Origin of the sequence: Halosimplex amylolyticum (genome assembly GCF_051414035.1) — an archaeon.
In the GTDB taxonomy this organism is placed as follows: domain Archaea; phylum Halobacteriota; class Halobacteria; order Halobacteriales; family Haloarculaceae; genus Halosimplex; species Halosimplex amylolyticum.
Genome location: NZ_JBLKNW010000005.1, coordinates 139,875 through 163,652 on the forward strand (window position 1 = coordinate 139,875; position 23,778 = coordinate 163,652).

Below are 23,778 nucleotides of genomic sequence, written 5' to 3' on the forward strand. Positions count from 1 at the left end.
CTTATCAAGCTATGGGTAAGGAAGCCACGAAGACGATCCAGATGCGACTTCACGTTGTGTCTGGTGATCGGTCGTGGCTTCACGACGCCCGCCTCGCCTCACGCGAGATCTTCAACCAAACCATCCGCCTCAAACAGGACGGATACGCCCGCACCGAGATCCAGAAAGAAGTAGACCGCGACGATTTCCTTCGCAACAACAAGTGTGCGGTCGTCGGGAAAGCCCTCCAAACGTGGGATTCCTATCAGTCCCTTCTTGACCGATGGCGCGAACAGGACGACCCCGACGGGAGCAAGCCGACGCCACCTAGTACGGACAAATCTGGTGCGTACCCGCTCGTGATGGCGCACGGAGAAGGCTACCGCATCACCGTTGATGACGACACAGATCGCATTCAGTTCCGTATCAGCCCGAAGCCCTACAAGAAAGTGAAGGGTCATCTTCGCGGTGAACCGGATGCGATGGCTGAACTCCGAGATGTTATCGAGTCGGACGAGGTGGATGTAGGGCAGACCGAACTTCTGTACCGCGATGGCGTGTACTACCTACACGTCACGGTTACACGTGAGTTCGACCTGCCTGAACCCGATACGGCCGACACCTTGGTCGGCGTGGACATCAACGAGCGCACCGTCGCCCTCACCGCTCTCGACCGCGATACACTGCGGACGAAGGGCACACTCGTCCTCGACTACGGACGAATCAAACAGGAACGCCAGCGCTACCACACGATCACCAAACGCTGTCAGGAACACGGTAAGACGACTATCCACCGGAAACTCGGTGACGAGGAAGAGCGGTTCACCGAGTGGGTGTTGCACCGCCTCTCCCGAGCGGTCGTGGAGTTTGCGGACCAGTTCCCTGACCCGGTGATCGTGTTCGAGGATATGGAAGGCATCCGCGAGGAGATGCAGTACGGGTCATATATGAATCGACGGCTGCACAAACTTCCGTTCCACAAGTTTGAGACGTTCGTCTCGTATAAGACGACGTGGCAAGAGATTCCAATGGAAACGGTGGATGCCTACTACAACTCGCAAACGTGTTCTTGCTGTGGTGAGCGCGGGTATCGGCAGGGGCGACGATTTCGGTGTACCAACGATGAGTGCGGTCTGCGTCAGGATCACGCCGACCGGAATGCGTCGGTCAACATCGCGTGGCGCGAGAAGGCGAAACTCGACGGTACCAACACAAATTACCGGACTCACAAAACCCAGCCGCAGGTTCGCTTGGTGCGTCTGTCCGGGTCGGGGCGCGTAAGCCGCCCAACCTCATCCCGCTCGCTTGCCGAGCAGGGAGTGCTAGCGCACGGCTGAGGGAAGCAAGAAAAGCCTCGGGTCACTGTGCCCGCGGTCGTTTACAGGTTTCCCGTCCACCGTCGTGGGTTCGCACTCACGTTGGCCCGTCAGTATCAACGCTGGATTGCGCACGCCGAGAGTTATCGGGGCGGAGCGACTACTGACCACAGAGACGTTTATACGTGAATTGACTGTGCTGTCCGTCGACGCTGACGAGCGCGACTACGATGCGCTCGTCGCGGACGGTGATATCGCCGTGGTCGAAGCCCCTTCGGTCTCCGAGGCGGGCGACGCGCTCGACGCAGATCGCGTCGACTGCGTGGTCACGGAGTATGATCTGCTGGACGGGACTGGGTTGGACGTCCTCACTGGGGTCCGTGAAATGACGCCCGATACGCCAGTTGTCCTGTTCACCGACGCGTCACCGGCCCGGATCGACCCCGGCGGCGCGGCGGCGTCGTCGAGTACCTGCCGCGGGACAGGCCCGATGCGCGGGATTCGCACGCCCGTCTCGTCGGCAACGTCGTCGGCGAGCGGACGTAGGTCGGCTACCCGCTACCGACCGAGGAGGACGAACGCCTCGTGACACTCGAAAACTACAATCTGCCCGGATCGGAGGCCGCCGAGACGTTCGACTGGCTGACGGCGATCGCACGGGCGCACTTCGGCGTGAACGCGGCGTTCATCGGTGCTCGATGCTCACGAGGAGCGATTCCTGACCTGCTCGGGTGTGGCCTGGGAGACGCTCTCCCCCGAGAACTCGATGTGTACCCACACCATCCTTCGGGACGACCTGATGGTCGTCGAGGACACCCTCGCCGACGACCGCTTGGCAGGAAACGACTGCCTGGACGAGCTGAACATCTGCGCATACGCCGGCGTTCCGCTGAAAACTCCGCGATGCGCGACGAACGGCGCCTTCTGTCTGGCCCACGACGAGCTCCGCTGATTCTCCGAGGGCGAACGTCCCTCAGGGTTGGGCGACGGTCATCTCGCCCTCAAGAGCGGGACAGTGAACCTGAACGGCGATTACATCGCCTTCGGCACTCTATCGGCAGAAGGGGAGTCCCACGCTCAAGCCCACGGCTTTAGCCGTGGGTAGATGACAAGCGTTTTGCCCGCCGGTGACCGCTCTTCTCGCAATGACGGCCTACACCGCGACGGTCGAGGTCCGGCTCAAACACGGCGTCCTCGACCCCGAGGCGGAGACGACCGAACGCGCGCTCGAACGGCTCGGATTCGATCTCGACGACCTGCGAGCCGCCGACCTGTTCGAGGTCGACCTCGACGCAGAGAGCGCCGACGACGCCCGCGAGCGCGCCGGCGAGATGGCCGAGCGGCTGCTCGCCAACCCGACCATCCACGACTACGAGGTCGCCGTCGAGGAGCGATGACTGTCGCTGTCATCCAGTTCGGCGGGAGCAACTGCGACCGCGACACCGTCCAGGCGCTCGCCCACCTCGGCATCGACGCCGAACTCGTCTGGCACGAGGACGGCCTCCCCGACGACGCCACCGGCATCGTCCTCCCCGGTGGCTTCTCCTACGGCGACTACCTCCGCGCTGGCGCCATGGCCGCTCGCTCGCCCATCATGGACGAAGTCCGCGAGGCCGCCGACGCCGGGACGCCGGTCCTCGGCATCTGTAACGGCGCCCAGATCGGCTGTGAGTCGTCGCTCACCCCCGGCGCGTTCACCACGAACGAGAGCGCCCGCTTCCAGTGCGAGCACGTCCACCTCCGCGTCGAGAACGCCGACACTCCCTGGACCGACCACTTCGAGGAGGGCGAGGTCGTCGAGTTCCCCATCGCCCACGGCGAGGGCCGCTACGAGATCGACGACGAACGCCTCGACGAACTCGAAGCCGACGACCGCGTCCTCTTCCGCTACTGCGACGAGGACGGCGAGGTCTCCCCCGAGGCCAACCCCAACGGCTCGAAACACAGCATCGCGGGAGTCACCGGCGAGCGAGACTCCGTCGCCGTCCTGATGCCCCACCCCGAGCGCGTCTCCCTGCCCGACATCGGCTCCACAGACGGCCAGGGCGTCCTGCGCGCGTTCGGCGAATAACGTTCTCTTGCGTTCTGTTTCGGCTATCTGTCCGTTCGAGCAGCGTGTGCTGTCGCGAGCGATATCTTTCTCGCGAGCAGAGCAGCGCTCTATCAGAAAGGAAACTCTCTGGGAAAGGATTATATCGGAAACCGGTCAGAGTGGTTATCGATGGACGGAGCGTGGTTCACAGACGCGGGCGAACGCGGCGAGATAACCATCGAGCGCCGCGACGATAGCTGGTTCGTCGCGTCGCCCGGCGATATCGGGCAGACCAAGTGTGTCATCGCCGGTGGGCTCACTCTCGACGACGCTACCGACGAGCAAACGATCACTGCCACAGTGACAAATTTCCGCCGCGGCATCGGTGACAGACCCCATTTTCTCTTCGTTGAATCGTCCGCGGACGCGACCGGCACCGAGCGACAACTGGATACTGGGACCGACACTGACTCGGAGTCGAAACCCACCGCTTCCGACGGAAATCGGAATGCCGACAGTCCCGCCGACGACCGCTCGGCGTCTGCGAACGAACTCCGGGCCCTCTACGACTTCGGTGGGACGGGCGACTACGTCGACGTCGATGCCGTCGTCGATTCGATCCACTACGTCGACAAGGAGACAAACGGGACTCCGGATGTCAGGGGGGAACTCGTGGACGACAGCGTACTGGAACCGGTCACTTTCATCGTGAACGACGGCGTCAGCCATCCCTTCTTCGAAGAAGGCACACGCTTTCGATTCGAGAACGTGAAAGACCACTACTACAGCAAGAAAGCTGAAGTCCAGGTCGTCGTCAACAGAAATACCGAGTTCACCGAACTGGAGCGATAACGCTGCGAATCCGTGTAGCTACCGAAGACAGCCTGTTTCAGGAGTCGCGCTCGTCCTGCAGTTCCTCGACCTGTTGCTCCAGTTCGTCGATCCGCTCGTCTTTGCCGGAGTTTCCGAATCGCCGGACGAGAAACGCGATGCCGCCGACGATGCCGACGAAGACCGCGAAGACCAGCAGGACGACTACCAACTCGGTGGCGCCGGGTATCTGGAGGGGTATCACAGGGGGATGTCGCGCGGTCGACTTGTAGGTCTGGTGTTCCCGCAACCACTGTACGGACTATCGATCCGCTTCGAGTGCGCTGGCGAATTCGTACACGTCACGCGTGTACTCCGGGTTGTAGACGTCGGTTGGTAACTCCTCGAGCCAGCGCGCGTCGGTGATCTCTTCGTCGGGGTCGCCCAGGTCTCGCGCGGTGTCGACCTCGGGATCGGTCGCCCGGGCGAGGAAGTGGACGAATCGCATCTCGGTTCTGCGCTCCCCGTCCGTGACCACGCTCTCGTCGGCCCCGACCGGTCGCACGGGTTCGATGCCGACGCCGGTCTCCTCGGCCACCTCGCGAACCACGGCGTCTGGCAGCGACTCTCCGTCCTCGACGGCACCGCCAGGGAGCGTCCATTCGGTCGGGTAGGCCTCGTTTCGGATGGCCAGGATCCGCTCGTCCGCGTCGAAGACGACGCCGGCGACGCCCCACCCGGACCGGAACACTTCCGACTGGCGTAGCTCGTCGAAGCGGTCGGCGTCGACCTCGTGGCGCTCGGAGTCGACGACCAGGTCGTCGTACCGTTCCCGGGGGTCGGTCCGCTCCATGGGTGGTCTGTATCGCCCCGCAGTCGATAATCGCATCGGAACTCGGTCGCGACCGGCCGACTATCCCGGCTCTCGCCCGGTCGACGACCGTTCGCGGCGCCGGCAACCAGAACAGTCAACTACCTGATGGGCGCACCTGCCGACCAGCATGGCCGCCCAGGCAGTGCAGGTGGAGAACCTGCGGAAGCGCTACGGCGACGTACAGGCCCTCGACGGACTCTCGTTCGAGGTTCGTCCGGACGAGATATTCGGGCTGGTCGGCCCCAACGGGGCGGGGAAGACGACGACGCTGCGGACGCTCGCGACGCTGCTCAACAAGGACGACGGGACGGTGACCGTCGCCGGCCACGACGTCGACGGCGACCCGGACGCAGTCCGGCGAGCGATCCGATACCTGCCCGAGGACGCGGGCGCCTACGAGTCGATGAGCGGCCGGCAGTTCCTGGCGTTCGTCGCGGACTTCTACGCGGAGGGCGAGCAGGCGGCGGCGATGGTCGACCGCGGGGTCGAGATCGCCGACCTCGGCGACCGCATCGACGACGACACGCAGGCCTACAGCAAGGGGATGACGCGCAAACTCCTCCTCGGGAGCGCGCTCATGACCGACCCGAACCTCGCGATCCTCGACGAACCGACCTCGGGGCTGGACGTGCAAAACAGCAAGACCGTTCGGGAGGTCGTCAAGGAGTTCCCCGACGACGAACGGTCGATCCTCCTCTCCAGCCACGACATGCTCGAAGTCGAGTACCTCTGCGACCGCGTCGGCCTGCTCAACGACGGCGTCATCGTCACCAGCGGTTCGCCCGCGGAGCTGATGGCCGAGTACGACGCCGAGAACCTCGAAGACGTCTTCCTGGAGGTGGTGGCGTGAGCCGCGCCGCGACCACTCGTCGCGTGGAGGTGTGCGGATGAGACCCTTCACTCGCCTCATCTGGAAGGAAGCGAGGGAACTCCTGCGGCCGCGCTACATCCTGCCGATCCTCCTGCTCCCGCTCATCTTCGTCGGGATGGGCCAGGGATTCTCCGGCGTCGAGGCGCAACTCGGCCAGGAGCCGACGGTCGGCGTGGTCGACCGCGACGGCGGGCAGTACGCCGAAGTCGTCGCCGAGACGCTCGACGCCGAATCGGATCTCGCCTACCGCGCGACGAACGGCTCCGTCGAGACGGCGATGAACGAGACGGCCGCCGCGGGAGGGAGCGCGGTCGTCGAGATACCGTCGAACTTCACCGAGCGGATCGAGTCCGGCGAGCGGGGGAGAGTCCACCTCTACACCAGCGTGGAGAGCGTCAGCATCGTCGGCATCGCCAGCTCCGCGCAGGTCGAGGAGCTCCTCTCCCAGTCGGCCCACAACGTGACCGTCGCAATCACCGGCGCGAGCGAGACCCAGCTCGACCCGATCGAACGCGACCACACTACGTACGTGAAGGGTCGCCAGCTCTCGGCGCCGCCCGGCGTCGTCTCCGCCGCGTTCACCTCGCAGTTCATCTTCGTCCCGGTGATCATCATGCTGGCCATCGTCTTCTCCGGGCAGATGGTGATGAACTCGATGGCGAGCGAGACCGAGAACAAGACCCTGGAGACGCTGCTGTCGATGCCGGTCGAGCGCCGCTCGATCGTCGCCGCCAAACTCGTCGGCGGGTCGGTCGTCGGCCTCATCGCGACCGCGCTCTACACCGGGGGAATCGCCGTCAGTAACCTCTCGATCGGCGGGGTCGGCGGGGCCAGCGCGCTCACGCTCGGTGCCGGCGACTACCTGTTCATCGGCGTCTCCCTGTTTTTCACCCTCGTGGGCACGCTCGCCGTCGCCCTCTGCCTCGGGCTGTTCGCGGATAGCCAACAGGGTGCGCAGATGCTCCTGCTCCCGCTCTCGGGGCTCGCCATCGTCCCGATGTTCGCCACGATGTTCACCGACGTGGACGTGCTCGGGCCCGCGGCGAAGGGCCTCCTGCTCGCGATCCCCTTCACGCACCCGATCATCGCACCCAAGCGCCTGCTGTTCGACGACCGGGGGCTGGTGCTAGCCGGCATCGGCTACGAGATCGTGTTCGCGCTGGCGGCGGTGTGGCTCGCGGTGAAACTCTTCGAGTCGGATCGTCCGATCACCGGCAACGCCGGCTGGCTCGACCGACTCCTCCGCCTCGTCCAGCAGTAACCCGCTCGGCGGGCTTTCGATGTCGGCTGCCCGGCCGAAACTCCCGGATACTCGCCGCTTCGCTTCGCTGCATTCGCGCGCACCGCCTCACTACTCTCGCTCGATCACGGTGAACAGCGCCGTCGCTACCGAACTCGGAAGATAGGATAGGGAACGTAGGGGTCTGGAGCGTGTGACAGTCGGGGTCTCCAGGGCCCCTACGAGGGCGTTGATCCCTGATGCATAAAAACCCACGGCAACCGGAGTGAAAGTGTAACCGCGCGCACGCGGCGCCCCGAGATGTGGTAGTAGTTCACAGTGAAGCCATATCGGTGGGGTACGTTTCGGGTCGAGTCGGGACGACCGAGAGCCGTTCGGATCTATCGCGCCAGCGGTAGGGAGTAGCTCCGTTCGCGCTCGACGACGGCCTCCCAGGTCCGTTCACACTCACAGGACACCTGATCGAAGACCGACGGGTCCTGGCGCTCGTCGAAGTCCTTGATGGCGCGCTGGACGCGGTCGTCGCAGTCGCCGCAGTTGTGCGGCCCGCGGTCGGAACCGTGGCCGACCGGGTCGGAGACGACGATGCCGTCGACGTCCGCAGTGTCCTCCAGCACGTCGGCGACCGACCAGAGCCACGGCGGGCGATAGCCGCCGTCGTGGTAGAGCTCCTCGACCATCGTATAGCGCTGGACGTTGCAGGGGTTCATCGAGACGGTGTGACAGCCCTCGACGTCGAGACAGCGTCGCACCGACCGCTTCATGTCTTCGACGGCTTCGCCTTCCGAGAGGAACGGCGGCTTCATCAACAGGTAGGCCTTGATGGCGCCGCCCTCGACGGCGCTGGCCTCCGAACAGGCCTCCTCGAAGTCCGCGAAATCGAAGTACTTGTTCACGCAGTCCCGGCGGACGCGGTCGGTCGCCGTCTCCAGGCCGATCGCCACGTCGGTCTGGAGGCCCTGTGCGGTGAACTCGCGGATCTTCTCGCGGTCGACGAAGTCGGGCAGCGATTCGACGACGATGCGGTCGCGGTCGCCGAACGTTTCGGCGATGGCCCGTCGAGTCTCGGCGGGCACCTCGCGTTCGTCGAGGAAGGAGCCGGAGGTGTAGATCTTGATCTGCTCGGCGGGCGAATCGGCGTTCTCCTGCTCGTGCTCCAGACAGGTGTCGATCTGGGCCATGAGGTCCTCGTGGGCGACGGACCCGCCCTCGACGGACTCGGCGACGTAGCCACACATCGTGCAGCCGCCGGCGCGCGCCCACCGACAGCCGCCGGTGTTGAGGATGATGGTGAGAGAGTCGACGAAGCCGTCGGGGGTGTTGTCCTCGTCGAGCCAGACCCGCGTGGGCTCGCGCGAGTCGTAGCTGGCGTCGTTGCGCGAGCGCACCTCGCGCATCACCTTGTTGTGGGCGTCCATCCCCTTCCCCTGCTCGTAGACGTCGGGGCTCGGCTTGCTCATTGCCCCCGTCTATCCGGTCTGTCGATAAAACCTCGGCGGTCCGAGCGTCGCGAGGCGACGCTCGGAGCACGGAAGGCCACAGAGTCGGCTTCCGGCGGTCGCGGCTTTTGCGGTTCGAAAACCGCGAGCAGGAGAGACGGCAAAGCCGTCTCTCGGCGGTCCCGGGCTTCGCAAAGCGAAGGCCCTGGGGGTCACCGCGGCATCGTCAGCGTCCACCAGCGGAACTCGCCGGTGAGCACGTCGACCGCCGGCAACGCCGAGGGACCGTAGTGCATCAGCACGAACGCCGTCAGCAGGAGATAGATCGTCGCTATCCCGACGGCTGCACCGAAGGCGCCCGCCGCGACGGCGTCGGCTCGCTCGTCCCGCTGGCCGACCAGCAGCGCCCCCGCGAGCAGCGCGGCGACGGTCAGCGACGCGAGGCCGAGGGATTGAACGACCTCGCCCTTTGCCGTCTCGAAGACGAGCAGTGAGCCGAACGCGACGGGAGTACCGAACAGGACGGTCGCCTCGTACCCCAGGACGGCACCGCGGGTCCTCGTCACGAGTATCCGCCGCACCTGTGGGAGTCGGAACAGGCCGTACACCGCGAGCGGGTACACCGGGTGGAGATAGCGGACGGTCACCATGGCGTGAATGGGGAGTCGGTTCATGTACAGACAGACCAGCAGCCCGGTGAACACGACGACGACCAGGTCGACCGGGTCGACGGCCTCGCGCAGTCGCACAGTGCCCGCCCGGAGTTCGCCGACGCGTCGTCGGATCGGGAGCGCGGCCAGCGCCGCGACGACCGGTGCGGACTCGACGACCGAGAGGTTCGTCCCGCCGTCGAAGAAGATGTTGGCCGCGTCGTGGTTCGTATCGCCCCAGTGAACGAACGTCTGGAGGACGTCGTCGGTCTCCGTGAACAGCACCACGAGGCCGCTCACGTACATATCAGCGGCACGCTGGAGTAACGGGGCGATGGCGTCGAACTTAGCGAGGACGGCGCCGACGACCGACGCCAGCGCGGTGACGGGCCAGACGCCGCCCGACGCAGTCCCGCCGATGCGGCCGCCGCCGGAACCGCCGGTCGCTCCGCTTCCGGATCCACCGGTCTCGCCGCCGATCGCCCCACCACCGGCCACGTCGGTCGGCGACTGTCCGCGGTACGTCTCCAGGAAGTGCGGCGGGAGCAGCGGATTGCCCGAGATCAGGACGTTCGTCACGAGGAACGGGACGAGCGAGACGGCGAACAGCCCGCCGACGACCGCGAGCGTCCGCGCGTCGTTCCGCCGCGCCGTCGGGACGTCGACGACGGCGAGCGCCGCCAGGAGGGTGAACCCTTCGGGTGCGTGCACCCACGCGAGCAGTCCCGCACAGGCGTACGCGCCGCCGCGGAACGCTGCCGTTCTCAGGGCCGACTCGTCCGCCCGCCGACTCCGCGCGAACGCGTAGACGGCGAGGACGACGAACATCGCGGTGAGCGTGTGGCGCTTGGGCGTCGTCGCCCAGAAGGCGACCGGTGTCCCCAGCAGGACGGTCGCACCGCCCAGCAGTCCGACCCTCGTCCCGTGTCGATCCGCGAGCAGGCGATAGACGGTCACGACGATGACCGCTCCCGCGAGTATCGTCACCGCCTGCAGGGCGAGGACGTTCAGGTCGACGCGGAACGGCTTGTAGAACCAGGCGTTGCCGAGCAGCGCCGCGGCGGCGAGGGCCGCGCCGACGGCGAGGCCGCGGCGACGACGGCCGACGTGTTCACCGACGAGCGCGGTCGTCGCCAGCACCAGTCCGCTCCAGCCGACGACGACCAGCCAGCGCAGGTCGACCAGCGGGTCCAGCAGTTCCAGCCCCCAGAGGACGGGAAGCGCGAGCCCGACGACGCCGTACCCGCGGCCGTACACTCGCCCATCGACGTAGTGCATCCCCGGATAGCCGTAGCCGAGTTCGCCCATCTTCCCGAACGAGAGGTGGCCGTCGCTCATCCGTTCGAGCATCGGCACGAACAGCCCGATGTCGTTGAAGAAGACGCCGACGCGCCAGGTCAGCACGAACAGCGCGAGCGACCCGCAGAACAGCGCGAGGCCCGGCCGTCCGCCGAACAGTACCCGCGTCAGCGTCCCGGCGAGAGCCGCGAGGCGGTCGCGTTCGGCCTCCGCCGGGAGCCACGAGTATCGAGCAGAGTCACCGCTCACGCGACCGCCCTCCCGCGCCGCGTCGTCGCGCGTGCAGCCTCGCCGGTCGCTCGGTCCGCGGAATCACGTTGTCCCGAACTTTCCCGTTCCCCGAGATAACTATTGCGGGGGGATTATCGAAGGCGATAGCGGCGAGGCGGAGAGCGGGTTTCGGGCTACAGTCGCCGACGTCAGTCCAGTTCGTCGACGTGGCGGACCTCCGCGGCGATGCCGCGCGTCGAGTCGGCCATCTCCGGTCCCGTCATCTCCGCGCGGCCGACGGCGAAGGCGCTCGGTCCCTCGACGACGATCTCGTCGCCGACGCGGATCGACTCGTCGGCGTCGACGACGCCCGGCGCGAGCACGCTCCCGTGGGGCACGAAGTCGTCGATCTCGACGCGCTTGGTCGGGGCGTCGCTCTCGGCCCAGCGGCGAGCGCCCGCGAGCGTGAACGCCAGCGTCCCGTACGGTCTGACGACGACTGCGAGTTGCTCGCCGTCGCCGTCGTGGGCCTGCAGTCCCGGCTGACTGCCACGGATGGTCAGGTCGTCGAACAGCGCGTCGCCCGCGCCGTCGCCGAACTGGTAGTCGGCGATGGCCCTGACGGTGTTGTGCTGGCGCTCGCGCTTGCCGTACTTCGGCTCGCCCGAGAGCTCGCTGGCGAGGTTCCCGAGCGAGTCGGTGGTCGTGGGGTGGTCCTCGACGGTGTAGGTGAACTCCGTGCCCAGGCTCTCCTCGACGCGCTCGCAGATCGGGCGGTAGTCCTCGGGGACGTGCGCGATGACGCGCGGGTAGTCGGTGCGTTCGAGATAGCGTTCGAGGACGTTCGCGACGAACTCGATCTCGTTGGCGCTCCACCGGCCGGTCACGACGGAGTCGTAGTGCTGGGCGGGGTAGGTGAGTTCGAGTTCCTGCGGGACGACGCCGATCGGCGAGGTCATCGACACCTTGTGGGCGCGCCACTGGACGGCGTCGTGGTACTGCCTGTGGCTCTGGGAGTCGCTGTACGGCTTCGCCGCCGAGCAGGGCACGAGCACGAGCGGATTGTCGAAGCGGTTCCGGTACCGGGAGGTCACCCGCTCGGCGAAGCGCTGGATCTCCACGCGACGGATGGTGTCCTCGGTCGCCGCCGTGATCTCCGCCTGACGGAGGAGCGGCGTGCGCTCCTCGAGGTAGCCGTACTGCTGGTCGAGCCGGCGGAACGTGGCCGTGAGCCACTGCTCGTGACGGGCCTGGCCCTCGATGTAGTCGCGCAGTCGGCCGTCGCGGATACGTCGGCGGACGGTCTTGAGCGCCGCGGCCAGCACGTTGACGTTGTGTCGAGCGCAGTCGTCGCGGTCGAACGCCTCGCGCGGTTGCTGGCAGGTCGGACAGGCGCAGGGAAGTTCGTCCAGGTCTTCGAGGAACTGGTGGCCGTCGACGGTGAGGTAGCGGCCCTGTGTCCCCCGGATCACGGCTCGGTCGGCGTCCACGAGATCGACGCCCGCGTAGACCAGCGTCGCGACGTTCGCGGGGGTCGCGACGCCCGGCAGGTAGAGCGCGGTGTCCGGCGGGATCGCTTCGCGCACCCGGATCATCGCGTCGACGAACGCCCGGGCGTGACCGACGAGCCCCGGCGCGCCGGAGAGGACGTAGGCGTCGGTGCCGTGGTCGGTGGCCGTCCGCGTCGAGACGACGGCAGCGCTCGGGAAGTCGACGTCGGGGTACTCCGCGTCGAAGGCGTCCTGGACCTCGTCGGGGGTCCCCGCCGGGAACCCGCGGGCGGGGAGGACAGTGAGACGGGCGTCGTCGCCCTCGGGGGCGTCGGGCTCGGTGGCCCAGCCGCTCCCGGGGTCGGAGATGACGGGACGGGCGAGGCCTGCCTCGGGGGCGTCGTCGCCGCCGGCGTCGTCCGCGGTCGCCCCGCTGGCTCCGCTCGCGGCGTCGGCGCGGTCCGCATCGGTGACGAGTGCGGGCGTCGTCACCGGCGAGTCGAGGCGCAGCTCGGCGAGACGGGCCGCGCCGTCGCGCTCGTGGACCTCGAAGTAGTCGGTCATGTTGCTTCCGTCGGCGCGTGCCGGGATGAGACTATCGTCTCGGCACAGCGGTGCGCCCGGCGCCGGTCCGGCGACGGGACTACCACAGGAGCGGCAGCGCCAGCAGGGCGACGACGCCGATACAGCCCAGCGTCGCGAGGACCAGCCGTTCGAAGCGGTCGCCGACAGGCACCTCCGTGCGGTGTTCCGGGCTGACCGCCCAGACGAACCGGTAGTACGTCCCCGCGGTCGCCGCGAGGAACAGTCCGGTCGAGACGACCAACCCGTCTCTGATCGGCAGTCCCAGCGCGGCGAAGTAACCCGGACCGAACGAGTACGCGACCGCGAACGCCGCCGCTGTGACGACGAACCACGGCACCGGGTCGACGGCGGCTCCCTCTCGATTCCGGAGTTTCATGCGTCCGGTTCGGATTGGATCCCTGTATGTCTTATCGGGGCGTGCGCAACGTGTCTGGGCGCGTGCCCCCCGACAACGACCCACACAGCTAAGGGGCCGGCGGCCGCGCTCGTGGGTATGGCGACAGACGGTCGGACGGCCTCGGACGGCGATATCCGCGTGCTGCTCGTGCTGGATCTGGTCTTCTCGCTCGTGTTCAGCGTCGGCGTCGTCTACGGGCTCGATATCGTGGGTCTCGGGGAGTTCACGCCCGTGAACGTCGCCATCGCGACCGCCTTCCTCGCCGGCGTGACCTACCTGGTCGTACTGCGGTGAGGCCGCGCCCCCGGCGCGGACGCACGGCGGCACTTCGGTTCCGGCAAGGCCGTCGGGCGGGGGATCCCTTACCAGGCTCGCGACCGTAGCGCGCTCGCTATGACGTCCGCACTGTTCGTCGTCAGCGAGGAAGGGTACTGGGCAGAGGAATGCGTGGAACCGCTCACCACGCTCGAATCCGCGGGCGTGGACGTGACGGTCGCGACGCCCTCGGGCGACCCGCCGGTCGTCGACGAGCGCTCGATCGACCCCGACGAGGTGGGCGAGGAGACCGCCGAACGCGTCCGCGAGGTCCACGAGAACCACGAGGAACTGAACGACCCCGAACCGATCGCGCGGGTCGACGCCGCCGACTACGACGCGGTGGCGTTCCCAGGCGGCCACGGCACCGAGTGGGACGTCAACCAGGACAGACACGCCCGGACGCTGCTGCGCGACGCCGTCGCGGGCGATGACGGGAAGGCGCTCGTCGTCTGTCACGCCGTCGGCATCCTCGCCTTCACGCGCACCGACGACGGCGAGTTCCTCGTCGACGGGCGCGACGTCACCGGCTTCCCCAACGAGTGGGAGCAGGGCATCGTCGACGACGACGACCGGATGCCCGACGGCCGGAAGCTCCCCTACTGGGTCGAAGACGAGGTCGTCGCGGCCGGCGGCAACTGGGACGCCGAACTCGACGCCGACGCGAGCGTCACCGTCGACGGCGACCTCGTAACCGCTCGCGGCCCCGAGTCGTCCTCGGCCGCCGCACAGGCGCTGCTCGACGAACTCGGCGTCGCCGCCGCCGCTGGCGACTGAGTCCGCCGGGTCCGTTCCCTACTCGTCAACACCTGCTCCGCCGACCACGAGCGTCGGTACCGTCGTCAGTCGGACGACCCGTTCGGTCGTGCTCCCGGTGCTCGCGACCCGGCTGAGCCCCGTCCGGCCGTGGGTCCCCATCACGATCAGGTCGACGCCGTAGTCGTCCGCGGCGTCGACGATCTCCTCGTGCGGGACGCCGCGGCGCAGATGCCGCTCGACCGCGACGCCCGCGTTCTCGCCCGCCTCGGCGACCGCGTCGAGCGCTCGCTCACCCGTCGCCTCTTCTTCCTCGACCACCACGTCCCAGTGGCTCGTCGCCGGATAGGTCTCGTCGACGACGAACAGCGCCTCGACGGTCGCGCCGTACTGGCTCGCCAGGTCGACCGCGTGCTCGGTCGCCCGCTCGCTCGGCTCGCTCCCGTCCGTCGGTACCAGGATCCGCTCGTACCCTGCCATGCGCCACGACAGCACCCACCGGTATGTGAGTGTGTCGACCGTTCAACCGGCGGATCGCGGCCGAGTTGCCATTCACACAGGCGCGCGCTGTCGCGAGTCTCGTCTCGCGACAGCAGTCGCGCGAGGGATGAGTAGCGCAGGGCGAGCGCGAGCGAGCCCCGAGCAACGCAATCGGCTGGGGAGGCGTGAGGCGCGGTGTTGTGCGGTGTGGTCCTGCTGTCCTGGTGGACTGAAAGGGCGAGGCGCGGTGGCGCGGTCTGCGCGGGCCCCTATCCGAGGGAGCGCCAGCGACCGAGGATATCCCGCACAGACCGCGCGAGCGGGCCGAGGGCTTTCATTGCTTGCTGTCGACTGCTGCTCGAACTGCTAGCGAGCGGGCCGAGGGCTTTCATTGCTTGCTGTCGACTGCTGCTCGAACTGCTAGCGAGCGGGCCGAGGGCTTTCATCGCTTGCTGTCGACTGCTGCTCGAACTGCTAGCGAGCGGATTTCACTGAAACCAACAGCACTCTTGCCGAGAACTACCGCAAACACGTCTCCTAGCCGCGGTGGATATTTGGTGGGTCCGTACGCAGTCGGGCATATGACGATCGAAGACCGCGGCGACGCGAGTCTCATCACGCACGCGCTCGCCAGGGACATGCTGACGCAGCTCCGGGACGTGGAGACCGAACAGGTGGCGTTCCGGAAGGGACTGGTCAAGCTGGGCCGGATCTGCGGCTACGAGATCATCGACGGTGCGATGGAGACGGAGTACGTCTCCGTCCAGACGCCGCTGACCGAGACGATGGGCGAGCGCGTCAAGGGGCTGGACGACGTCGTCATCATCAACGTCCTCCGCGCGGCCACACCGTTCGTCGAGGGGCTACTCAAGGCGTTCCCGCGCGCCCGCCAGGGCGTCATCTCGGCGAGTCGCGACGAGGCCGCCGGGATGGACGACGACGGCGAGTTCCCCATCTCCGTCGACTACGTGAAACTCCCGGACATCGAACCCGACGACACCGTCATCGTGGCCGACCCCATGCTGGCAACGGGGTCGACGATGTGCGCGGTGCTGGAGCACGTCCTCGAAGGCCAGCCCGACCCCGAACACCTCTTCGTCCTCTCGGCGGTGAGCGCCCCCGAGGGACTGCTCCGGGTGAACGAGACCGTCCCGCAGGCGGATCTGTTGACCGTCGCCATCGACGACGAACTCGACGACGACGGCTACATCGTCCCCGGCCTCGGCGACGCCGGCGACCGGGCGTTCCGGACGACCGAGTAACCGCAACCTCCTCCCCGCTCCTCTTTCACGGCGAGTCACACCGCCTGCGGATTCGCGGCGAGTTACATCGCCTGCGGACCGACGCTGACACACCACCTGCGGACCGACGCTGGCACGCCGGCTGCACCGCCCATCTCTCATGATCGTTTCGACGGCACCGTTACGTGCACCCGTTGCGTGTGGTGTGGGTATGGTTAACTTCCCACCGGATTACTGCCCGTACTGCGGGTCCGAACTGGACCTCGTGGAGGGGCCGACGGTGTACCGCTGTGACGCCTGCGACGACTTCGTGTTCCACAACGCCGTCCTCGGTGGCGGGATCGTCGTGGTCGACGGAGACAGGGTGTTGCTCGTCGAGGACTTCCGCGGTCCCGGTACGTGGAAGATCCCGGAAGGGGTGCCGGAGATCCCCGAATCGCCCCGCGAGGGGGTCGCCCGAGAACTCGAAGAAGAGACGGGGCTGACCGTCGACCCGGACGAACTCGTCTACCTCTACGACGTCGGGAAGGAAGTCGGCGAGGACATGTTCCGGATGCACATCTACTACGCGGTCGACCGCAGCCAGACGACGGGGCCGCTCGAAGCGGGGTCGGACGCGACGGACGCCCGCTTCTGGACGCCCAGCGAGTTCGAAGAATCCGAGCACGTGCTACGCGATATGCCCAACCCCGACGAGACCCGTTCGTGGAAGATGGGCCTGGACGTGCTGCGCGACCAGTCGAAGCAGGCCCTGCAGCGCGAGTCGCGCTACGCCGACCTCTTCGCGCCGCACGTGAAGTGACGACGGAAGCGGACGCGTGAATCGGTGACTGGGACGGGAACGTGACCTCGTCCGATTCCGAGCAGCTTCCGGTTCCGCTACGGTTAACCGGGCTCGTGCCGCTCAATGCGCATGGAGTACACGAAACTCGGCGCGACGGGACTCGACGTCTCACGACTGTGTTTCGGGACGTGGCGATTCAACAAGACCGGCAGCGACGGGACCGTCGAGACGGACCGCGAGGAGGCCCACGAACTGCTCGACGCGTTCGCGGAGGCCGGCGGCAACTTCGTCGACACCGCGAACAGCTACGGGAACGGGAAGTCCGAGGAGTGGATCGGCGAGTGGCTGGCCGAGCGCGACCGCGAGGACTACGTGATCGCCTCGAAGGTGTACAACGCGGGCGTCAGCCGCTTTTCCAGCAACCTCTCGCGCAAGAACATCCGCGCGGAGATCGAGGGAAGTCTCGACCGGTTGGACACCGACTACCTCGACGTCTACTACATCCACCGCTGGGACGACGACACGCCCATCGCGGAGACGCTCCGGACGCTCACCCGCCTGGTCGAGGAGGGGAAGGTCCACTACCTGGCGGCGTCGTCGATGGCGGCGTGGAAGCTCATGAAGGGGCTCTCCGTGAGCGAAGTCGAGGGTCTGGAGCGGTTCGAGGCAACCCAGCCGCGGTTCAACGCCGCCGACCGGCCGCAGGACTATCTCGACGTCTGCGCCGACCAGGACGTCGCGGTCTGTCCGTACTCGCCGCTCGACGGCGGCTTCCTGACCGGGAAGTACGAACAGGGCGACGCCGAAGACGACTCGCGCGCGGCGCTGCACGACTGGGACATGGAGTTCTCCGACCGGCAGTGGCGCGTGCTGGAGGCCGTCGAGTCGGTCGCCGACGAGGTCGACGCCACGCCCGCACAGGTCTCGCTGCGGTGGCTCGCCGACCAGCGCGAGTTCACCTGCGTGCCGATCTTCGGCGCTCGCACGACCGACCAGATGGAGGAGAACCTCGGCGCGATGGACGTGTCGCTCTCGGCTGCCCAGTTCGACCGCATCACCGACGCGTATCACGACTGAGGACGGCGGCGGTCTCTCGCCTCCCGAGAAAGAGCGACTCGCTGTGACCGCTAATCCATCGCGACGTAGGTCTGTGTGTTCTCGATGCCGTCGATGTTCTGGATGTGGGTGGCGGCGACGGCCTTCACGTCGGCGGTCTCCGCGACGTCGACGGTGGCGATGAAGTCGACGTCGCCGGCGACGATGTAGGCGCTCTCGACGCCGTCGACGTCGAGGATCTCGGATTTGAGGCGCTCGGCGTCGCCGGAGTGGGCCTTGACCATGACGTAGGCGCGCACCATCTCAGGCACCCCCCTTGGCCGCGACGGCCTCGCCGACGACGATCTGGCGCACGTCGTCGAGTTTCTCGAAGTCCGCGAGGACGGCGAGCGTGTCCCCGACTTCGAGGGAGACGTCGTCGTCCGGGATCGAGAGCGGATGGCCCTTCTTCCCGAAGGCGAGCAGTTCGGTGTCGGAGGGGAGTTCGAGTTCGCTCAGGGTGTACCCGTGCATGGGAGAGTCCGCCGAGACGGTGAGCTCGACGAGCTGGAGGTTCTGCGCGATGTCGGCGACGGCGCGGATGTTGCCGCCCAGCAGGGCGTTCTTGGCGACGATGGCGCCGAGGCGCTCGGGGTAGATGACCTCGTCGACGTCCGAGGCGTACTTGCGGTAGATATCCTCGCGGTAGTCCTCGTCGATGCGGAGGACGGTGCGACAGCCGTGGTACTTCGCGACCATGCACGCGACGAAGTTCGTCGAGAGGTCGCCCGTCAGCGCGCCGAGCGCGTCGGCGTCGTCCAGATCCGCCGATAGCAAGACCTGCTCGTCGCTGGCGTCCCCCTCGATGACCTGGTAGCCCTCGGCCTTCGCGCGGTCGACCTTCGTCGGGTCGCGTTCGATGAGGACCACGTCGTGTCCGCTGTCTTCGAGTGCCCGCGCCGTTCGAAGCCCGACGCGGCCGGCACCCACGATAACGAATCGCATGTGAACCGGTACGGCGAGGCGAGGAATAAAGCTACCTCCGCCACGGACTTCTCGCGCTCTCGCAGTCACCCGCGGCGTCGGTGACCCTCCGCGGCGACCGGCCGTCGACGCCTGGGTCCTTCCGTCGGGAATCCCGACGACAGGGGCCGCGAACTCCGGGTTCGCCGGTGCCGGGGGAAGGTTTTTGACTCGTCCAAGCGAACTTTCGTCTACGATGGTGCGGGCCTTTATCATGGTGAAGACGGCGGCCGGAAAGTCCGAGGAACTCCTGGCGTCGATCCGGGACATCGAGGGCGTCGAGGAGGCGCACATCGTCGCCGGACAGTACGACATCATCGTCGAGGCGACGGGCGAGGAGGTGTACGACCTGATGCACGGCGTCGCGACGAAACTCCGCGACCTCGGCGGGGTCGCCGACACGAAGACGTACATCTGTCTCGACTGACCGCGCCGCTCCGCCGCCGTCTCCGCGTTCTTCTCCCGCAGTTACTCCCGAGTCGGCCGCTCAGTGGGGTATTCGTCGCACTCATTCGTCGCACTCACTCGCCACCTCACCCGTCGCACTCATTCGTCGCGCTCACCCGTCACACTCACTCGCCACCTCACTCCCGCGTCCGCTCGCGTTCGGCGACGGCGCGTCGCTGTGCGAGGACGCGGGGCGGGAGCTCGGCGTAGGCGTACTCGAACGCTTCCTCGGGCTCGGGTTCTGGCGTCGACTCCGCGGCGGCGACGGCCTCGTCTAACTCCGCGTCCGCGCTCTCGCGGGCGTCTTCCACGAACGACTCGTCGATCGCGCCTTCCTCGCGGAGGTACTCGGCGGTGCGCTCCAGCGGGTCGGCGGTGCGCCACTCGGGCAGGGCCACGTCGCCGCGGTAGCGGCCGGGGTCGTCGCTGGTCGAGTGCGCGCCCTGGCGGTAGGTGAGGCTCTCGACGAGCACCGGGTCGCCCGCCCGCGCTCGTTCCCTGGACTCGGCGACGACCTCGTACACCGCCAGCGGGTCGTTCCCGTCGACGCGGACGCCGTCGAAGCCGTAGGCGCGCGCCTTCTGGGCGATTGTCTCGCTCGCCGTCTGGCGCTCTTCGGGCAGGCTGATCGCCCAGTGGTTGTTCTCGCAGAAGAAGACGACCGGCGCCGAGAACACGCCCGCGAAGTTCATCGCCTCGTGGAAGTCCCCCTCCGAGGTCGCGCCGTCGCCGAGGTACGCGCAGACCGCGTGGTCCTCGCCCAGGTGTGTCGCCGCTATCCCCGCGCCGACGGCGTGGGGAAGTTGGGTCGCGATGGGCGTCGCCGTCGTGAAGGTGGTCCCGAGGCGGTCGCTATCTCGATTCTCGGCTGTCGAGTCGCCCGTCGGCCCGTCGGGTTCGAACGCGGAGAGCCCGCGGCGAAAGCGGAGGATGTCGGCGGGAGGGCGACCGCGGGCGATCTGCATCGCGTTCGACCGATAGGTCGGGAACAGCCAGTCGTCGTCGGCCAGCGCGTGGGCCGCGCCGACCTGCGACCCCTCCTGGCCCTCGAAGGGGGGATAGCCGCTCATCCAGCCTCTGCGCTGGAGCGCGACCGCCCGGTGGTCGAAGACCCGGGCGCGCACGACGTCCCGTAGCAGCGTCCGTACCAGGTCGGAGTCGACGCTCGTCTCCGCCAGCGACCGCTCGCCGATGACGCGGTGCATGGTGTCTCCGTTGGCGTGGCGTCGTGAAAGCGATTGTGTCGAGTTCGAGGGACCGCGACAGCGAGTAGATCCGAGAGAACCACCGCGAACAGCGTGAAAGCCCCGGCCTGCTTCGGTCGCGCGGCTTGCTGCGCGCTTCGCTCACTCCGTTCGCTGCAGTGCTTACTGCGCCGTGCTTCCCGAAGCAGGCCGCCCCTTCCATTCCCGCCCGCTCAGACTGTCGAACCAGCCGACATGGGTGGGACTGAAAGGGGCCGGACCCTGCGGGAACCCGGACGACGTAAGCACCGCAGTGAGCGTAGCGAACGAGGAGCGCAACGAGTCCCGGGAGCGCAGGGTCCGGGGGCTTTCACGCTGTTCTCACGAGCGGTCATGCTGGCGGTCGCAGTTCGAACGGCGAATCGGGGCCCACTACTGGCCGTTCTCACACCTGTTACTCCAACTCGCAGTCGACACCTCAAAGAGCACGCCTCACCAAAGGGGGGTATGGTCACCGCCATCGAGGCGCTCGAACTGGCGTTCATCCTGTTCGTCCACAGCGCCGCCGCCGCCCTGATGACGCGCTTTTTCCGCGTGCGCCTGAAGACGCGCTGGGGCGGGTTCCTCTACGCCAGCGTCATCGTTCCCGTGGCGCTCCTCCTCTCGACGCTCGTGTTCAGTGGCATCCTCCCGCTCGGTCCGGACCTGGGGTCGGCCGGCGTCGTCGTCACCGTCGTCATCCTCCTGCCCACGGTGACCGGCATCACCTTCGACTACTTCTGGATGCCCTCGCCGGACGAGGTCGACCTCCCCGAGCGCTGGGACGACGACCGGCCCAGCCGCTACGAGAACCGCTGATCCGTCGCGAAAACCGCAGTTATTGCCCTTTCACTCCCCGAGCAGGTCGAGGACGGTCGATTCCACGTCCGCCAGCACCGCGTCCTGCGAGCGGGTCGCGTCGACCCGGACGAACCGCTCGGGGTCGTCGTCGATCAGGCGCTCGTAGTTCCCGCGGACGGGTTCGAGGAACTCGACCTGCTCCATCTTGTTCGTCGACCCGGCGCGGCGGGCGCCCGTCTCGGGGTCGACGTCGAGGTAGACGGTCGCGTCCGGCTTCCGGGTGAACGGCGCGTGGATCTCTCGGACGTAGTCGAGCGGGTCTGCCACGTCGAGGTGGGGATGGTCGGCGAGTGTCGCGCCCTGGTAGGCGTAGCGCGAGTCGGAGTAGCGGTCTGAGACGACGAGCCGACCGTCGTCCAGCGCGGGTCGGATCGTCCGCGACAGGTGATCGGCGTGGTCGGCGGTGTAGAGGAAGAGCTCGGCCACGGCGTCGGCGTCGGGGTCGCCGATGGACCGCTGGACGGCCTCCCCGTACCACGACTCGGTCGGCTCGCGCGTGAACACCGCGTCCGTGGGGACGGCGTCGCTCTCGGCCAGGTGGTCGGCCGCCGAGGACTTGCCGCTCCCGTCCAGCCCTTCCAGCGTGACGAGCATACCCGAGTGTCTCGGTGCCCTCACGTAAACGACTCGGTGCCCCGCGTTCGGATCTCACTGATGCGACCCGATCGGCTTCGCTCTCTCGTTCAGTCTGAAGTGCGAACGGACCACTGGCATTCGCGCGAGCGGAGCGAGCGCGATTCACCGAATCCGAGCGAAGCGAAGATTCAGCCTTTTCACCCATGTTTTTCGAGGAGTGGTGCCCGCAGCGAGCGGAGCGAGCGAGGACACCCGACGATGAAAAGGATGGCTGTACTGAGCATCTGGCGCCGAAGGCGCCGGTTCACCGTCAGAGCGAAGCTCTGACGAGCCCGCAGTCGTTCGCGGTGCTCACTCCTGCGGACACCGCATCGAGGCCGAAGGCCGAGATGCGGCCTTTTTCACCCATGTTTTTGCCGGCCGGGTTCCCGCAGCGCGCCGCAGGCGCGCGAGGAAACCCGGCCGGGAAAAAGATGGGGTCGAAAACATCAAACCATCCGCCGACGACAACCGGGTACATGGACGAGCGGTTCTCACGACGGGCGTTTCTGGGCGCCGTCGGCGCCGGCGCGGCGACAGGGATCGCGGGCTGTCAGGTAGCCCCCGGCGAGACACTCGACAGACGGGTCGAGACGGGCGACGGGTCGCTGGCCGCGCTCGCCGAGACGCAGTTCCGGGGCGGACTCCAGCGGCGGGGCGTATACCCGGACGCGACGATCCCCACCGATCCCGAGGTCGAGTGGACGATCCGGGAGATAAACACCGGCGACCACACCGCGGCGAAGGCGAGCCCGATCGAAGTGCCGGGCGGCGACGTCGTCGTCCCCGGCGACAACCGGGAGATCCGGCGCGTCACGCCCGCGGGCGAGGTCGTCTGGACCGCGACCGTCGAGCGGACGGGCCGGGGTATCCACGGGACGCCCGCAGTCGTCGACGGCACGGTGTACATCGGCGCGTACGACGGCGCGCTCTACGCCTTCGACCTCGAATCGGGCGAGCGCTACTGGCGGACGAAACTTGGCGACGCCATCGGGTCGAGCCCGGGGTATCACGACGGCACCGTCTACATCGCCGTCGAGTACTACGACCCCAGCGGCGCGATGTTCGGCGTCGACGCCGTCACCGGCGAAGTGGAGTGGGAGGACCAGCGCCCGACGAACCACCCCCACTCGACGTGTGCGATCGACCGCGACGCCGGACGACTCGTCGTCGGTTCGAACGACGGCGACCTCTACGCGTGGTCGTACCCCGATCTGGAGTTCCAGTGGACGTTCTCGACCGGCGAGCCGATCAAGGGACCGATCGCGACCGCCGACGGGAGCGCGTTCTTCGGGTCCTGGGACGAGACGGTCTACCGCGTCGCCCTCGACGAGGGGGTCGAGGAGTGGTCGTTCGAACCCGAGGACATGGTGATGTCCGGCCCCTCCGTCGAGGCCGAGACGGACACCGTCTACGTCGGAACACACGACTCGCGGCTGTACGCGCTGGACGTCGCCGACGGGGGCGAACGGTGGTCGTTCGACACCGGCGGCTCGCTCATCGGCTGTCCGACGGTCACGAGCGAGCACGTCCTCGTCGGGTCGTACGACCACAACTGCTACGCCGTCGAGAAGACGACCGGCGACGAGGTGTGGGGCGTCGAGGGCGTCGGCGTCGTGTCGAGCGCGCCGCTGGTCGCCGACGGCGCCGTCTACTTCACCGACCGCGCGTCGAAGGCGTATCTGAACGGCGGCGACGGCGAGGGCACCGACGCAGGATCCGGCGAGAAGGGGCAAAGCGGCGGTCTCTACAAGGTCGTCGAGCGCGGCGAGAGCTGAGGTCGACGGCGACCGTCAGGCGCGACGC

Annotated in this window: 28 protein-coding genes; 16 read left to right on the plus strand and 12 right to left on the minus strand. The window is 67.4% G+C overall.

Annotated features, from left to right (window positions below; translation table 11 throughout):
- Positions 1–11 precede the first annotated feature (11 nt).
- The 6 genes from ACMGFE_RS18980 (at position 12) to ACMGFE_RS19005 (ending at position 4,179) form a co-directional block, all read left to right on the plus strand.
- On the plus strand, positions 12–1,316 hold the full coding sequence (locus ACMGFE_RS18980; protein ID WP_436926829.1) for an RNA-guided endonuclease TnpB family protein: 1,305 nt from the start codon (positions 12–14) through the stop codon (positions 1,314–1,316).
- 175 nt (positions 1,317–1,491) lie between these two features.
- Entirely contained in the window at positions 1,492–1,884 is a 393-nt protein-coding gene (locus tag ACMGFE_RS18985; RefSeq protein WP_436926830.1) for a hypothetical protein, read from the plus strand.
- Positions 1,885–2,028: 144 nt separating this feature from the next.
- A complete protein-coding gene (locus tag ACMGFE_RS18990) occupies positions 2,029–2,247 on the plus strand; it encodes a hypothetical protein (protein WP_436926831.1) in 219 nt (72 codons plus the stop codon).
- A gap of 193 nt (positions 2,248–2,440) precedes the next feature.
- Entirely contained in the window at positions 2,441–2,692 is a 252-nt protein-coding gene (purS, locus tag ACMGFE_RS18995) for a phosphoribosylformylglycinamidine synthase subunit PurS (RefSeq protein ID WP_436926832.1), read from the plus strand.
- Positions 2,689–3,366, plus strand: coding sequence for a phosphoribosylformylglycinamidine synthase I (gene purQ / locus ACMGFE_RS19000; RefSeq protein ID WP_436926833.1), 678 nt, complete (start codon positions 2,689–2,691; stop codon positions 3,364–3,366). The genes purS and purQ overlap by 4 nt, the downstream gene beginning before the upstream one ends.
- A 150-nt stretch (positions 3,367–3,516) precedes the next feature.
- On the plus strand, positions 3,517–4,179 hold the full coding sequence (locus ACMGFE_RS19005; protein WP_436926835.1) for a hypothetical protein: 663 nt from the start codon (positions 3,517–3,519) through the stop codon (positions 4,177–4,179).
- Between the two features lie 37 nt (positions 4,180–4,216).
- On the opposite strand, the gene ACMGFE_RS19010 is transcribed toward ACMGFE_RS19005, so the two are convergent.
- On the minus strand, positions 4,217–4,402 hold the full coding sequence (locus tag ACMGFE_RS19010) for a hypothetical protein (protein WP_436926836.1): 186 nt from the start codon (positions 4,400–4,402) through the stop codon (positions 4,217–4,219).
- Positions 4,403–4,459: 57 nt separating this feature from the next.
- Entirely contained in the window at positions 4,460–4,990 is a 531-nt protein-coding gene (locus tag ACMGFE_RS19015; protein WP_436926837.1) for an NUDIX hydrolase, read from the minus strand.
- A 148-nt stretch (positions 4,991–5,138) separates the two neighbouring features.
- Here ACMGFE_RS19015 and ACMGFE_RS19020 point away from each other — a divergent pair, with 148 nt between their 5' ends.
- Positions 5,139–5,861: an ABC transporter ATP-binding protein gene (locus ACMGFE_RS19020; protein ID WP_436926838.1), complete on the plus strand. Its 723-nt coding sequence runs from the start codon at positions 5,139–5,141 to the stop codon at positions 5,859–5,861.
- A gap of 37 nt (positions 5,862–5,898) precedes the next feature.
- Positions 5,899–7,143, plus strand: a complete 1,245-nt coding sequence (locus ACMGFE_RS19025; RefSeq protein WP_436926839.1) for an ABC transporter permease — start codon at positions 5,899–5,901, stop codon at positions 7,141–7,143.
- A 359-nt stretch (positions 7,144–7,502) separates the two neighbouring features.
- Here the strand turns inward: ACMGFE_RS19025 and ACMGFE_RS19030 are convergent, their stop codons facing one another.
- The 4 genes from ACMGFE_RS19030 to ACMGFE_RS19045 form a co-directional block, all read right to left on the minus strand.
- Positions 7,503–8,582, minus strand: coding sequence for an archaeosine biosynthesis radical SAM protein RaSEA (locus tag ACMGFE_RS19030; protein WP_436926840.1), 1,080 nt, complete (start codon positions 8,580–8,582; stop codon positions 7,503–7,505).
- A gap of 191 nt (positions 8,583–8,773) precedes the next feature.
- A complete protein-coding gene (locus ACMGFE_RS19035; protein ID WP_436926842.1) occupies positions 8,774–10,759 on the minus strand; it encodes a hypothetical protein in 1,986 nt (661 codons plus the stop codon).
- A 170-nt stretch (positions 10,760–10,929) separates the two neighbouring features.
- The gene (gene arcS / locus ACMGFE_RS19040; RefSeq protein ID WP_436926843.1) at positions 10,930–12,774 is read right to left on the minus strand and encodes an archaeosine synthase subunit alpha; all 1,845 of its coding nucleotides are present in this window, start codon (positions 12,772–12,774) and stop codon (positions 10,930–10,932) included.
- 79 nt (positions 12,775–12,853) lie between these two features.
- Positions 12,854–13,171, minus strand: coding sequence for a hypothetical protein (locus ACMGFE_RS19045; RefSeq protein ID WP_436926844.1), 318 nt, complete (start codon positions 13,169–13,171; stop codon positions 12,854–12,856).
- A 117-nt stretch (positions 13,172–13,288) separates the two neighbouring features.
- On the opposite strand from ACMGFE_RS19045, the gene ACMGFE_RS19050 reads away from it, so the two are divergent.
- Complete coding sequence (locus ACMGFE_RS19050; RefSeq protein WP_436926845.1) at positions 13,289–13,486, plus strand: DUF8107 family protein; 198 nt, start codon at positions 13,289–13,291, stop codon at positions 13,484–13,486.
- A gap of 99 nt (positions 13,487–13,585) precedes the next feature.
- Entirely contained in the window at positions 13,586–14,284 is a 699-nt protein-coding gene (locus tag ACMGFE_RS19055) for a type 1 glutamine amidotransferase domain-containing protein (protein WP_436926846.1), read from the plus strand.
- Positions 14,285–14,302: 18 nt separating this feature from the next.
- Here the strand turns inward: ACMGFE_RS19055 and ACMGFE_RS19060 are convergent, their stop codons facing one another.
- Positions 14,303–14,743 carry a universal stress protein gene (locus ACMGFE_RS19060; RefSeq protein ID WP_436926848.1) on the minus strand — a complete coding sequence of 147 codons (441 nt, stop codon included), beginning with the start codon at positions 14,741–14,743 and terminating at the stop codon, positions 14,303–14,305.
- Positions 14,744–15,324: 581 nt separating this feature from the next.
- Here ACMGFE_RS19060 and upp point away from each other — a divergent pair.
- The 3 genes from upp to ACMGFE_RS19075 all read left to right on the plus strand — a co-directional run bounded on the left by upp (position 15,325) and on the right by ACMGFE_RS19075 (position 17,845).
- A complete protein-coding gene (upp, locus tag ACMGFE_RS19065; RefSeq protein WP_436926849.1) occupies positions 15,325–16,005 on the plus strand; it encodes a uracil phosphoribosyltransferase in 681 nt (226 codons plus the stop codon).
- Positions 16,006–16,195: 190 nt separating this feature from the next.
- Positions 16,196–16,786, plus strand: coding sequence for an NUDIX domain-containing protein (locus tag ACMGFE_RS19070; protein ID WP_436926850.1), 591 nt, complete (start codon positions 16,196–16,198; stop codon positions 16,784–16,786).
- A gap of 111 nt (positions 16,787–16,897) precedes the next feature.
- On the plus strand, positions 16,898–17,845 hold the full coding sequence (locus tag ACMGFE_RS19075; protein ID WP_436926852.1) for an aldo/keto reductase: 948 nt from the start codon (positions 16,898–16,900) through the stop codon (positions 17,843–17,845).
- A gap of 50 nt (positions 17,846–17,895) precedes the next feature.
- Here ACMGFE_RS19075 and ACMGFE_RS19080 read toward each other — a convergent pair whose 3' ends face one another.
- Positions 17,896–18,126, minus strand: coding sequence for an Lrp/AsnC family transcriptional regulator (locus tag ACMGFE_RS19080; RefSeq protein WP_436926853.1), 231 nt, complete (start codon positions 18,124–18,126; stop codon positions 17,896–17,898).
- 1 nt (position 18,127) lies between these two features.
- Positions 18,128–18,808, minus strand: coding sequence for a potassium channel family protein (locus tag ACMGFE_RS19085; RefSeq protein ID WP_436926854.1), 681 nt, complete (start codon positions 18,806–18,808; stop codon positions 18,128–18,130).
- Positions 18,809–19,022: 214 nt separating this feature from the next.
- Here ACMGFE_RS19085 and ACMGFE_RS19090 point away from each other — a divergent pair, with 214 nt between their 5' ends.
- Complete coding sequence (locus ACMGFE_RS19090; protein ID WP_436926855.1) at positions 19,023–19,253, plus strand: Lrp/AsnC family transcriptional regulator; 231 nt, start codon at positions 19,023–19,025, stop codon at positions 19,251–19,253.
- A 157-nt stretch (positions 19,254–19,410) separates the two neighbouring features.
- Here ACMGFE_RS19090 and ACMGFE_RS19095 read toward each other — a convergent pair whose 3' ends face one another.
- Positions 19,411–20,478 (minus strand): thiamine pyrophosphate-dependent enzyme, encoded by a 1,068-nt coding sequence (locus ACMGFE_RS19095; protein WP_436926856.1) that lies wholly within the window; start codon positions 20,476–20,478, stop codon positions 19,411–19,413.
- 486 nt (positions 20,479–20,964) lie between these two features.
- Between ACMGFE_RS19095 and ACMGFE_RS19100 the strand changes: the two genes are divergently transcribed.
- Positions 20,965–21,315, plus strand: a complete 351-nt coding sequence (locus ACMGFE_RS19100; protein ID WP_436926857.1) for a DUF7991 family protein — start codon at positions 20,965–20,967, stop codon at positions 21,313–21,315.
- 30 nt (positions 21,316–21,345) lie between these two features.
- Here ACMGFE_RS19100 and tmk read toward each other — a convergent pair whose 3' ends face one another.
- Together tmk and ACMGFE_RS19110 are read right to left on the minus strand one after the other, a co-directional pair.
- The gene (tmk, locus tag ACMGFE_RS19105) at positions 21,346–21,951 is read right to left on the minus strand and encodes a dTMP kinase (protein WP_436926858.1); all 606 of its coding nucleotides are present in this window, start codon (positions 21,949–21,951) and stop codon (positions 21,346–21,348) included.
- 292 nt (positions 21,952–22,243) lie between these two features.
- Complete coding sequence (locus ACMGFE_RS19110) at positions 22,244–22,453, minus strand: hypothetical protein (RefSeq protein WP_436926859.1); 210 nt, start codon at positions 22,451–22,453, stop codon at positions 22,244–22,246.
- On the opposite strand from ACMGFE_RS19110, the gene ACMGFE_RS19115 reads away from it, so the two are divergent.
- A complete protein-coding gene (locus ACMGFE_RS19115; protein ID WP_436926860.1) occupies positions 22,452–23,750 on the plus strand; it encodes an outer membrane protein assembly factor BamB family protein in 1,299 nt (432 codons plus the stop codon). The two genes, ACMGFE_RS19110 and ACMGFE_RS19115, sit on opposite strands and share 2 nt — an antisense overlap.
- Positions 23,751–23,778: the final 28 nt, after the last annotated feature.

Excerpts from the sequence above, each read along its gene's own strand:
- ACMGFE_RS19075 (WP_436926852.1), top strand. The coding sequence starts at position 16,898 with ATGGAGTACACGAAACTCGGCGCGACGGGACTCGACGTCTCACGACTG.
- upp (WP_436926849.1), top strand. The coding sequence starts at position 15,325 with ATGACGATCGAAGACCGCGGCGACGCGAGTCTCATCACGCACGCGCTC.
- ACMGFE_RS19080 (WP_436926853.1), bottom strand. The coding sequence starts at position 18,126 with ATGGTGCGCGCCTACGTCATGGTCAAGGCCCACTCCGGCGACGCCGAG.
- ACMGFE_RS19070 (WP_436926850.1), top strand. The coding sequence starts at position 16,196 with ATGGTTAACTTCCCACCGGATTACTGCCCGTACTGCGGGTCCGAACTG.
- ACMGFE_RS19095 (WP_436926856.1), bottom strand. The coding sequence starts at position 20,478 with ATGCACCGCGTCATCGGCGAGCGGTCGCTGGCGGAGACGAGCGTCGAC.
- purS (WP_436926832.1), top strand. The coding sequence starts at position 2,441 with ATGACGGCCTACACCGCGACGGTCGAGGTCCGGCTCAAACACGGCGTC.
- ACMGFE_RS19115 (WP_436926860.1), top strand. The coding sequence starts at position 22,452 with ATGGACGAGCGGTTCTCACGACGGGCGTTTCTGGGCGCCGTCGGCGCC.
- ACMGFE_RS19060 (WP_436926848.1), bottom strand. The coding sequence starts at position 14,743 with ATGGCAGGGTACGAGCGGATCCTGGTACCGACGGACGGGAGCGAGCCG.
- arcS (WP_436926843.1), bottom strand. The coding sequence starts at position 12,774 with ATGACCGACTACTTCGAGGTCCACGAGCGCGACGGCGCGGCCCGTCTC.
- ACMGFE_RS19045 (WP_436926844.1), bottom strand. The coding sequence starts at position 13,171 with ATGAAACTCCGGAATCGAGAGGGAGCCGCCGTCGACCCGGTGCCGTGG.
- ACMGFE_RS19050 (WP_436926845.1), top strand. The coding sequence starts at position 13,289 with ATGGCGACAGACGGTCGGACGGCCTCGGACGGCGATATCCGCGTGCTG.
- ACMGFE_RS19030 (WP_436926840.1), bottom strand. The coding sequence starts at position 8,582 with ATGAGCAAGCCGAGCCCCGACGTCTACGAGCAGGGGAAGGGGATGGAC.
- ACMGFE_RS19110 (WP_436926859.1), bottom strand. The coding sequence starts at position 22,453 with ATGTACCCGGTTGTCGTCGGCGGATGGTTTGATGTTTTCGACCCCATC.
- ACMGFE_RS19025 (WP_436926839.1), top strand. The coding sequence starts at position 5,899 with ATGAGACCCTTCACTCGCCTCATCTGGAAGGAAGCGAGGGAACTCCTG.
- ACMGFE_RS18980 (WP_436926829.1), top strand. The coding sequence starts at position 12 with ATGGGTAAGGAAGCCACGAAGACGATCCAGATGCGACTTCACGTTGTG.
- ACMGFE_RS19055 (WP_436926846.1), top strand. The coding sequence starts at position 13,586 with ATGACGTCCGCACTGTTCGTCGTCAGCGAGGAAGGGTACTGGGCAGAG.
- purQ (WP_436926833.1), top strand. The coding sequence starts at position 2,689 with ATGACTGTCGCTGTCATCCAGTTCGGCGGGAGCAACTGCGACCGCGAC.
- ACMGFE_RS19015 (WP_436926837.1), bottom strand. The coding sequence starts at position 4,990 with ATGGAGCGGACCGACCCCCGGGAACGGTACGACGACCTGGTCGTCGAC.
- ACMGFE_RS19020 (WP_436926838.1), top strand. The coding sequence starts at position 5,139 with ATGGCCGCCCAGGCAGTGCAGGTGGAGAACCTGCGGAAGCGCTACGGC.
- ACMGFE_RS19090 (WP_436926855.1), top strand. The coding sequence starts at position 19,023 with ATGGTGCGGGCCTTTATCATGGTGAAGACGGCGGCCGGAAAGTCCGAG.
- ACMGFE_RS19100 (WP_436926857.1), top strand. The coding sequence starts at position 20,965 with ATGGTCACCGCCATCGAGGCGCTCGAACTGGCGTTCATCCTGTTCGTC.
- ACMGFE_RS19005 (WP_436926835.1), top strand. The coding sequence starts at position 3,517 with ATGGACGGAGCGTGGTTCACAGACGCGGGCGAACGCGGCGAGATAACC.
- ACMGFE_RS19085 (WP_436926854.1), bottom strand. The coding sequence starts at position 18,808 with ATGCGATTCGTTATCGTGGGTGCCGGCCGCGTCGGGCTTCGAACGGCG.
- tmk (WP_436926858.1), bottom strand. The coding sequence starts at position 21,951 with ATGCTCGTCACGCTGGAAGGGCTGGACGGGAGCGGCAAGTCCTCGGCG.